Here is a 7175-nt window from a genome sequence, read left to right as displayed (position 1 = left end):
GCGTCGTCGGGGCGTGGGACGACCTGGTCGACTCCCTCGCCGAGGCGGGGGCGACGGTCACCTCGGATCGCAGCCGGCCCGAGGTCCGCGACGTGGCCGCCGGCCGGCTGCCCGACGTCGACGGGCGCGAGGTGGCCTGGGTGGCCGCGGCGGCCGACGCGTCGGTGTTCGGGGCGGTCACGACCGACGCCGCCGACGTCGATCGGGCGTGGGCCGCAGCCGCCCGGGTGCGTCGCTCGTCGCGCCGGGCGCTGGGTCGCCGAGCGCGGGTCGCGGCCACGCTCCGTCCTCCCCGTCGGCGGAGGGTGGCGATCCGGACTACCCGGTTCCCCCCGCCGAACTGGTCAGCAGATCGGGCGCCCCAGCACCCAATAGCCCCGCCAGTTCAGCCCAGCCCCGGCGAGCCCTGGCCGCCTACCAGCAGCTGGCATCCAGGGTCACGCGGTGGAGCCGGGCCTGCGAGCGGGTGGCCGATGACCTCTCCCGCGCCCAGATCGCCATGCGCGCGCGGGCGCTCGGCGGGGCGGTCGGTCACAGGGCGCCCTTCTCCGCCGGCGCACCCCGCCCCGCGCCCCTCGCCCCCGACGAGGTCAGCGCTCGACGCGCTCCTCAGTCGCGAGGTCGCGCCCGATGACGACGAAGGCGCCGACGGTCACGAGCGCAGCCATGGCGGCGCCGAGCGCGAGGGCCTCTCCTGGCCAGGCACTCCAGGCGACCATGGCTCGCAGCTCGCCCCCGAGACCGTCGCCGGGCGCGCCCCAGAAGTTGTCGAGCATGGTGGCGAAGCCGAGGGCGTGGAGGGCCAGGCCGACGACGAGGGCGGCGACGGGTGCCTTGCGGCCCGCCAGACGGGACACCCCGGCGGCGGCCGCCACCATCAGGGGGACGATGACGGGGAACAGGTAGCGGCCCTGGATGAAGGGGGTCCGGCCGCTGCGGGTGTAGAGGCTCCAGGCGTGCTGCACCACGAAGGCGCCCACCAGGACGACGGGCAAGAGGCCGATCGCCAGATCCGCGCGCCGCAGCCTTCCGCCGGGGCGGGCGAGGCCCACCACGACCACGGCCAGCAGGGCGGCGGTGGCCAGGCCGATCACCCAGAGCGGCAGGCGCGCCGAGTACAGGCCGAACCAGCCCCAGAACCGCTCGGGGAAGTAGGCGCCGAAGCGCAGGATGAAGAACTCCGGGTCGGGCGAGAAGCCGGGTTGCGACGGCACCAGTTCCTCCTCCAGCGTGGGGGCGAAGGACCCCGTGCGGATCCGGTTCCCGATCCACCACCACCCGCTGATGAGCGCCGCGCCCACGCCGGTGGCCGCCCCGACGACGACGATCGGGAGCGGTCGCTCGCCCCGGCGGGCGGCGGCGCGGGCGGCGACGAGGTAGGCCACCGCGATCCACGGCAGCAACAGCAGGGCGAAGGCCTTGGTCAGCAGGGCCAAGCCGGTGACCACCGCGACCAGGCCGGCGGTCCGCCACGACCGGTCGCCCCGTGCGACCCCCGCGAGCAGCACCGCCAGCACCGACGCCAGGCCGGTGAGCAGGTTGTCGTTGTTGATCGCCGAGCCGATGTGGGTGAGCTGGGGGACCAACAGCACCAGTGCTGCCGCGGTGGTGGCGGTGCGCCGGTCGGCGCCCAGGCGGGCGGCGGTGGCCCACGCCGCGAGCGGGAGGAGGACCACCATGGCCGCGTTGAGCACGCGCAGCAGGCCGATCTCGGTCACCGCCGCCGGCGGGTCGGTGCCCGGGAGGACGTAGCGCTCGACCCGCAGCGCCAGGGCGAGCGCCTGGTAGTAGAGGGGCGGGTGCTGCGGCTGCTGGTTGAAGCTGCCCTCCTCGTGGTCCCCGGTGCCGCCGAGGACGTTGATGTTGGGACGGCCGGCCTTGGACGGGGCATCCGCTGCGGTCTTGTCCGGGGCGCGGGCGTCGTCGCCGAAGTAGGGGATCGCGACCCGCTTCACCGCCGCCGCGGTGCGGCGCCCGTCGTGTTCGGGGTAGTGCGGGTCGTCGGCCAGCAGCAACACCAGGTCGGCGTGCACGAACTCGTCAGGAGCGTGGAAGAGGGGGGCGGCGACCGACGAGATCGCCAGCAGCACCGCGAACAGCGCGGTCAGCGCCCACACCGTGGCGGGCACCCTCCGCAGGCCGATGGCACCCGGCCCGTCGGGTGCCGCGAGGTCGCTCGGGATGCGAGCCTGAGCGGTGCCGCCGTCGCCTGCCCGCTCGTTCGCCGAGGTCGTCGTCATCGCCGGGTCACGGCGCTCAGCGACCCAGCAGGTCGAGCAGGCGGGCGGCGCCGAGGGCGGGGGTGAGGGTGCCCGCCTCGACCTCGGCCTCGACCTCGGGCAGCGCCCGGGCCACGGCGGCGTCGGTGCGCAGGCGCAGCTCGATCGCGCCCCGCAGCTCGGACCACAGCCAGGCTCGAGCCTGCCCGGCGCGCTGGCGGTCGAGGGCCCCGGAGGAGCGCAGGGCGGCGTGGGCCGTCGTCACTGCGTCCCACACCTCGGCGATGCCCGAGCCGGTCGTCGACGAGGCGAGCAGCGCCTGGGGGGGCAGCTCGGGGTGGCGGGGGCGCAGCAGGTGCAGAGCGCCGCGGATATCGGCCGCGGCGCGCTCCGCCGCGGCCGCCAGGGCACCGTCGGCCTTGGTCACGACGACCAGGTCGGCCAGCTCCATGATCCCGCGCTTGATGCCCTGGAGGTCGTCGCCGCCGGTGGGCGAGGCGAGTAGGACGAACAGGTCGGTGAGATCGGCCACCGCCGTCTCGCTCTGGCCCACGCCGACGGTCTCGACGAGCACCACGTCGAAGCCCGCGGCCTCGCACAGCAGCAGCGCCTCGCGCGTGCGCCGGGCCACGCCGCCCAGCTCGCCGCTCGACGGCGAGGGCCGGATGAAGGCGTGCTCGGCGCGCACGAGGCGCTCCATGCGGGTCTTGTCGCCGAGGATCGATCCCCCGGCGCGCGAGCTGGTGGGGTCGACAGCGAGCACCGCCACACGGTGGCCCGCGTCGATGAGACGGGTGCCGAAGGCCTCGATGAAGGTCGACTTCCCGACGCCGGGCGGTCCGCTGATGCCGAGACGGATGGCACCGCCGGTGCGGGGGAGCAGCTCCTCGATCAGCAGCGCGGCGTCGGTGCGATGATCGGTCCGGGTGGACTCGACCAGCGTGATGGCCCGGGCCAGGGCGCGACGGTCGCCGGAAAGGATGCCGGCGACGAGGTCGGGAACAGGATCGGCGACGGTCACCCGGAGAGGGTAGGCACCGCGCCCCCGGGGCGACGGGGTCGGTTCACGGACTCGGGCGGTCGGCGAACTCCTCGGTGACGACAAGGCCTGACCCTGATCGCTCCGACTGAAGATGTGAACGGCCGTGGCGGGGGGAACGAGATGACGTCTCGGCCATTCTCATGCCGCGAGGGCGGCCCCGCCCAGGGACCATGGGAACTAGCGCCGCCTCTGCTGGCGCCCGCGGGTCGGGCCTCCGGCCGCACATCACCCGGCGAGGACGGTGATCCCCTCGGCGCGAGCGGTGATCGCGAGGCGGTCATCGAAGGTGGCGATGCCGGCGCGGTGGACGATCGCGGTGTCGAGGACGACCACATCCGGGAGCCGCAGCCCGGTCTCGGCCCGGCGCAGGGCGAACCGGGCGGGGCTGGCAGGGTCGAAGTCGACCACGACCGTCGCGGTGCGCCAGGCGGCCTCCGCCTGCTCCAGGCGGCCGGTCCGAGCAGGGCCGACGAGGCACTCGGCCAGGGTGAGAGGGTGGAGCAGGAGCACCTGACCCTCGACCTCGCGACGGACCCGGGCGGCAGTCGAGTGGTGATCATCGCCCGGTTCGGCAAGGGCGATCAGAAAGCTGGCGTCAGCCACGATCACGCAGGCCAGTCCTCGCCCCGGTCGTAGAGCCCACCGATGCCCGGCAGCGCTCCCTCGGTCTGGGCCAGGGCGGCGTCTCGGGCGGCCTGGCTCCCAGGACCGTCGGCCCAATCGGCCAGCACGAGGGTCGGGAGCCGGGAGCGGGGCACGTCGGGCCAGCGCGCCGCGGCCAGGTCGAGGGCCCGGGCGACCTCCGGCGTCTCGGTCACCGCATGGCGGGGATGGGTCGTGGGCACGGCGCCAGTGTAACACCGAGTGCAGCACCAGCCCGGGCCTCCAGGATGTCCGACTCCCGAGGGATCGTCGCCTCGGCCTCAGCGGGCGCGGATGAGCCCGAGGACCTCCGACGCCGCGGTCGGGATGTTGGTGCCGGGTCCGAAGGTGGCGGCCACGCCCGCTGAGCGCAGGAACTCGTAGTCCCCCGCCGGGATGACCCCGCCGCACACGACGAGCACGTCGTCGGCCCCGGCGGACCGCAGCTCCTCGATCAGCTGCGGCACGAGGGTCTTGTGCCCGGCGGCCTGGGACGAGATGCCGATGACGTGCACGTCGTTCTCGACCGCGTCGCGGGCGGCCTCGGCGGGGGTCTGGAACAGCGGGCCGACGTCGACGTCGAAGCCGAGGTCGGCGAACGCGGTGGCGATCACCTTCGCCCCGCGGTCGTGGCCGTCCTGGCCCATCTTCACCACCAGCATCCGGGGCCGGCGGCCCTCCTCGGCCGCGAAGGCCTCGATGTCGGCCTGGATCGCGGCGAACCCCTCGTCGCCCTCGTAGCCCTTGCCGTACACACCGGAGAGGGTACGGACCTCGGCCCGGTGGCGGCCGAACACGGTCTCCATGGCGTCGCTCATCTCGCCCACGGTGGCCCGGGCCCGGGCCGCGTCGATGCAGAGGGCGAGCAGGTTGGCGTCACCGGCGGCGCCCTCGCGCAGGGCGGTCAGGGCGGCCTCGCAGGCGTCGGGGTCGCGCGTGGCGCGGATCCGCTCCAGCTTGGCGATCTGTTGGGCCAGCACGGCCCGGTTGTCGATGTCGAACACCTCGACCTGCTCGGGGTCGTCGACCACGTACTTGTTGACGCCGACCACGACCTCCTCGCCGCGATCGATGCGGGCCTGACGGCGCGCCGCGGACTCCTCGATGCGCAGCTTGGGCATGCCCGACTCGACCGCCTTGGTCATGCCGCCGAGCCCCTCCACCTCGGACATCAGCTCGCGGGCCCGGTCGGCCAGGTCGCGGGTCAGGGCCTCGACGTAGTACGAGCCGCCGAGGGGGTCGACCACGTGGGGGATGCCGGTCTCCTCCTGGATCACCAGCTGGGTGTTGCGGGCGATGCGGGCGCTGAAGTCGGTGGGCAGCCCGAGGGCCTCGTCGAACGCGTTGGTGTGGAGGCTCTGGGTGCCGCCGAGCACGGCGGCCATGGCCTCGATCGTCGTGCGCATCACGTTGTTGTGGGGGTCGAGGGCGGTGAGCGAGACCCCCGAGGTCTGGCAGTGGGTGCGCAACATGAGCGACTTGTCGCTCTTCGGGGCGAACTCGGTCATGACCTCGTGCCAGAGCACTCGGGCGGCGCGCAGCTTGGCGACCTCCATGAAGAAGTCCATGCCGATGGCGAAGAAGAAGCTGAGGCGCCCGGCGAAGCGGTCGACGTCGAGGCCGCGGTCGACGGCGAAGCGCACGTACTCGAGCCCGTCGGCGATGGTGAAGGCCAGCTCCTGGTCGGCCGTCGCCCCCGCTTCCTGCATGTGGTACCCGGAGATCGAGATCGAGTTGAACCGAGGGAGGTGCTCGGAGGTGTAGGTGATGATGTCCGAGACGATCCGCATGCTCGGCTCGGGCGGGTAGATGTAGGTGTTGCGGACCATGAACTCCTTGAGGATGTCGTTCTGGATGGTCCCGCTGAGCTGGGCTCGGTCCACCCCCTGCTCCTCGCCGGCGACGACGTAGCTGGCCAGCACCGGCAGCACGGCGCCGTTCATCGTCATCGAGACCGACATCGTCTCGAGGGGGATCCCGTCGAAGAGGATCTTCATGTCCTCCACCGAGTCGATGGCCACGCCGGCCTTGCCCACGTCGCCCTCCACCCGGGGGTGGTCGGAGTCGTAGCCCCGGTGGGTGGCCAGGTCGAAGGCGACCGACACGCCCTGCTGGCCGGCGGTCAGGTTGCGCCGGTAGAACGCGTTGGACTCCTCGGCGGTGGAGAACCCGGCGTACTGGCGGATGGTCCAGGGCCGGTTGGCGTACATCGTGGCCCGCACGCCCCGGGTGAAGGGAGCGAAGCCGGGCAAGGTGTCGGTCTCGGTGTCGGCGGAATCGGCGTCGGTGTAGAGCGCCTTGACGTCGATGCCCTCGGGGCGGGTGCGGGTCAGGTCGTCGGGGCTGCGCCCCTTCAGATCCGCGGTGGCCAGCTCCTGCCAGTCCTCGATCGTGGGGTCGCGCGCCTCGTCGGTCATCGGTCGCCGAGCGTACGGCCCACCCGGCCCAGGCACCCAACGCCCGCCGGTCGGCCTCTCGCCCGAAGTGGTACCGCATCTGGGTGCTGGGACCCCCGATCCCGCTACCGGTTCGAGGGTCCGTCCGAACTGGTATGGCGTTTGGGTGTGGGGGCGCCCGATCTCATGACCGGTTCAGGGCCGGGGTCGGCTCGCCCTTCGGTGCTCGGATCAGAGGGACTGGTCACCGCGATCGGTCGCCTCGTCTGCGGACCGCTCCTCGGGAAGCCAGCGGTCGAGCAGGCCGAGGAGCACCGGGCCGTCGATGGGCTCGGTGACCGCAGGGGCGGCATCGTCGCCGAGCAGGGACGGGTCGTCGACCGCGGCGTCGGGATCGGACTGGGCGAGCCACCAGGTCGGGCCCGCCGCCAGGACCGTGAACCAGTCGAGCGCCGCCGTACCGTCGACGACGGCGGCGAGATCGACCCGGACCGCCGCGTGCGGGGTGGGTGCCAGCGCATCGCGCCACCGCCGCCACCGTCGGCTCAGGTGCCCACCGGCCGGGCCGCAGGCCCACAGGTCCCCGCGGCACCCTCCCGCCGGGGGGCCGGGGACGGGCTCCCGCGGCTCGGGTGGGTCAGGTCGGTCCTCGGGGCGACCGACGTCGAGGGCAACGGCGGCGAGGCGGCCGACATCGGCCGCGGCCGCCGTGGCGAGGACGTGGAGCTCGCCGATGACATCGACCACCAGCCACTGATCGTCGGCGGCCAAGAGGTGGCGGGTGCGCCGACCGTGCTCGTCGGCCCGGTGGAACCGGATCCAGCGGTCGGGGCGGGTCACCTGGGCGGGGAGCGCCGGCAGCTCCGGGACGGGGCG

Annotated in this window: 6 protein-coding genes and 1 pseudogene; all 7 read right to left on the bottom strand. The window is 73.8% G+C overall.

The features are described 5' to 3' along the window. Positions 1-280 (bottom strand): annotated as a pseudogene (locus VNL12_RS13760) (hypothetical protein); the annotation flags it as partial. A gap of 310 nt (positions 281-590) precedes the next feature. Further along, on the bottom strand, positions 591-2240 hold the full coding sequence (locus tag VNL12_RS13755) for a glycosyltransferase family 39 protein (RefSeq protein WP_325595510.1): 1650 nt from the start codon (positions 2238-2240) through the stop codon (positions 591-593). Positions 2241-2256: 16 nt separating this feature from the next. Next, positions 2257-3240, bottom strand: coding sequence for a methylmalonyl Co-A mutase-associated GTPase MeaB (meaB, locus tag VNL12_RS13750; RefSeq protein WP_325595508.1), 984 nt, complete (start codon positions 3238-3240; stop codon positions 2257-2259). Between the two features lie 246 nt (positions 3241-3486). Beyond that, complete coding sequence (locus tag VNL12_RS13745; RefSeq protein WP_325595506.1) at positions 3487-3870, bottom strand: type II toxin-antitoxin system VapC family toxin; 384 nt, start codon at positions 3868-3870, stop codon at positions 3487-3489. Beyond that, complete coding sequence (locus VNL12_RS13740) at positions 3867-4106, bottom strand: hypothetical protein (RefSeq protein ID WP_325595504.1); 240 nt, start codon at positions 4104-4106, stop codon at positions 3867-3869. Before VNL12_RS13740 ends, VNL12_RS13745 begins: the two co-directional genes overlap by 4 nt. 78 nt (positions 4107-4184) lie before the next feature. After that, positions 4185-6320 carry a methylmalonyl-CoA mutase gene (gene scpA, locus VNL12_RS13735; protein ID WP_325595502.1) on the bottom strand — a complete coding sequence of 712 codons (2136 nt, stop codon included), beginning with the start codon at positions 6318-6320 and terminating at the stop codon, positions 4185-4187. A gap of 210 nt (positions 6321-6530) precedes the next feature. After that, positions 6531-7175: hypothetical protein (locus tag VNL12_RS13730; protein ID WP_325595500.1), on the bottom strand; the 645-nt coding region annotated here is incomplete at its 5' end.

Origin of the sequence: Iamia sp. (genome assembly GCF_035575815.1) — a bacterium.
In the GTDB taxonomy this organism is placed as follows: domain Bacteria; phylum Actinomycetota; class Acidimicrobiia; order Acidimicrobiales; family Iamiaceae; genus Iamia.
Note: the sequence above shows the minus strand (reverse complement) of the source record. Positions and strands in the feature narration are given on the sequence as shown.

Excerpts from the sequence above, each read along its gene's own strand:
- scpA (WP_325595502.1), bottom strand. The coding sequence starts at position 6,320 with ATGACCGACGAGGCGCGCGACCCCACGATCGAGGACTGGCAGGAGCTG.
- VNL12_RS13755 (WP_325595510.1), bottom strand. The coding sequence starts at position 2,240 with ATGACGACGACCTCGGCGAACGAGCGGGCAGGCGACGGCGGCACCGCT.